At 51.6% G+C, this 2,260-nt stretch carries 3 protein-coding genes; all 3 read left to right on the plus strand.

Annotated features, from left to right (window positions below):
* Window positions 1-84 precede the first annotated feature (84 nt).
* Entirely contained in the window at window positions 85-270 is a 186-nt protein-coding gene (locus tag ACKTSG_RS14085) for a hypothetical protein (RefSeq protein WP_056964394.1), read from the plus strand.
* The gene (gene tnpB / locus ACKTSG_RS14090) at window positions 260-616 is read left to right on the plus strand and encodes an IS66 family insertion sequence element accessory protein TnpB (protein ID WP_125708930.1); all 357 of its coding nucleotides are present in this window, start codon (window positions 260-262) and stop codon (window positions 614-616) included. The genes ACKTSG_RS14085 and tnpB overlap by 11 nt, the downstream gene beginning before the upstream one ends.
* 64 nt (window positions 617-680) lie before the next feature.
* The gene (tnpC, locus tag ACKTSG_RS14095) at window positions 681-2,183 is read left to right on the plus strand and encodes an IS66 family transposase (RefSeq protein ID WP_407895647.1); all 1,503 of its coding nucleotides are present in this window, start codon (window positions 681-683) and stop codon (window positions 2,181-2,183) included.
* Window positions 2,184-2,260 lie beyond the last annotated feature (77 nt).

Consider the following 2,260-nt stretch of genomic DNA (forward strand, 5'->3'; position numbering starts at 1 on the left):
GTAAGCACCTAATAACAGACCGCCTATCCCTCTCAATTGCCAAGCGGTATCATGACCTCATCATAAGAATGGTGAGGTATTTATATGGACGAAGATCAACCCGAGATTGTTCGTATCAAGTTGGACGGTACGCAGCGGCCGCAACCGGGGCCAGCAACTAAGGCCTTTCAGATTAAGATTGACGATAACAAAACCATGATTGTTTACAACCGCGTTAACAGCTACATCCTGGATGCTGTTTTGAAGGCGGTGTTTAGCGATGCTCATTGACCTGCGCAAGCTTAGTGGAATTTACCTGATCTGCGGCAAAACAGACCTGCGCCGTGGAATCGATGGCCTTGCGGGCGTCGTCAGTGACCAGTATGAATTGAATCCATACAGTCGTGCACTATTTCTGTTCTGCGGCACTCGCAAGGACCGCTTCAAAGCACTTTACTGGGACGGTGACGGGTTTCTCTTATTATACAAGCGTATCGAAAACGGCCGACTTCAGTGGCCGACAACACAAAAAGAGGTGAGAAGGCTCCACCCGAAGCAGCTCCAACGACTACTATCAGGTTGGGGATTGGAATCAACCATCAAGCACAATCGGCCAAGCAAAAAAACATCTCGTTAGTACTGTTCAAACGGTTTCATTAGTGGTAAGCTCCCTTCAACGACAACGAAACAAAGGTAGCGCAATGACACAAACGACTGAAGACCTGTTAGCGCAGGCACTCAAGGAAATCCAGCTCCTAAAGGAGCAAGTGGCATTCCTTAATCGGAAACTCTATGGCGTTCGTTCAGAGAAGATGACTGATCCTAATCAGTTGTCGCTGTTGGAGGATCCTAGTGTTTTTACCGAACCAGAGCAGACTGGTCGTCAAAGCGAAGAAGAAGTCGTAGCGTCACCGCGTAAGCCAAAACGTAAGCGGTCAGAAGGCATTGCCGCCGACTTACCCGTTGAAGAAACGATCATCACACGTGAAGCGTCAGTTTGTGAGCACGGCCACCAGCTCGTAGCGGTCGGGAAACATTTCGTGCGCACTGAAATTGAACACGTGCCAGGGCGCCTGTACCAAAATCAAATTTTCGAGCAAACCTACAAGTGCGTGGCTTGCGAAGAAGCGGACGGCGACTCCCATCTTTATCAAGCGGAAGCGCCAAGGGCGCTATTTCCGCATAGTATGGCGACCCCATCGCTGGTTGCGGAGGTGTTACATCAGAAGTACACCATGGCCTCACCACTTTTCCGCCAGTTACACGAGTGGGCCCGCGCGGGCGTTCTGATCAGTGAAACGACACTGGCTAACTGGGTGATTGGCGCCGCAAGGCTCGTTCAGCCGGTCTACGATTTGCTTGGCCGAGTGCTCAGCGTGCAACCTTTCTTGCAGGGTGACGAAACGCCGTTCCAGGTGCTTCGAGAGCCGGGCAAGACCGCGCAAAGCAAGTCATATATCTGGGTGAAGCGTAGTATCAAAATGGCTCCGCAGCAAGTTGTATTCTACGCATATGGTGACACGCGCTCCGGCAAATTTGCCAAGAGCCTGTATACTAATTTCAGCGGCGTACTTCAGTGCGACGGCTATGCAGGCTATAACGCGCTCACTGAGATTGACCGTGCAGGATGCTGGGCTCACGTTCGGCGCAAATTCTTCGACGACGCCAAAAAGAGTGGTACGCTTCACGAGACAGTTCCGTTAAAACTGCTCAATCAGATGTTTGCGCTAGAAAAAAGCTGGACAAGTTTAGACGCAAAAGTGCGGCGACAACAGCGAGACGCGCACCTTCGACCGGTGATCGATGAGTTCTGGAGTTGGTGTGACGCAGCAGACATCCCGCTGAAGTCGACGCTTGGAAAAGCAGTGACATACGCGCAGAATCAGAGACGTTCTTTGAACCGGGTGTTAGAGTACGGCGAGCTGGAGTTGAGCAATAACGCGGCGGAGCGTGCAATGAAGACATTCGTGATTGGACGTAAAAACTGGCTCTTTGCGACCAGTCCCGCCGGCGCCGATGCCAACGCCATCTGGATGACCCTAATCGAAACGGCAAAGGCCAACGGCCTCGATCCGCGCGCGTATATTCGGCTTTTACTTGAACAACTGAGTCAGCTACCTGAGTTTCCAACTGAGGAACAACTGGAGGCCTGTTTGCCTTGGAACCAAACATTTACCGGTACCGCCCAATCGACCGTCGCTTAAAGCAAAGAGGTCCGCTTCCCTGAATCTGGGAACGGGCCTCTATTGATTTTCAAGACGGTCTGTTATTGGGTGCTTAC

This window comes from Lacticaseibacillus salsurae, from assembly GCF_045862175.1.
GTDB lineage: Bacteria > Bacillota > Bacilli > Lactobacillales > Lactobacillaceae > Lacticaseibacillus > Lacticaseibacillus salsurae.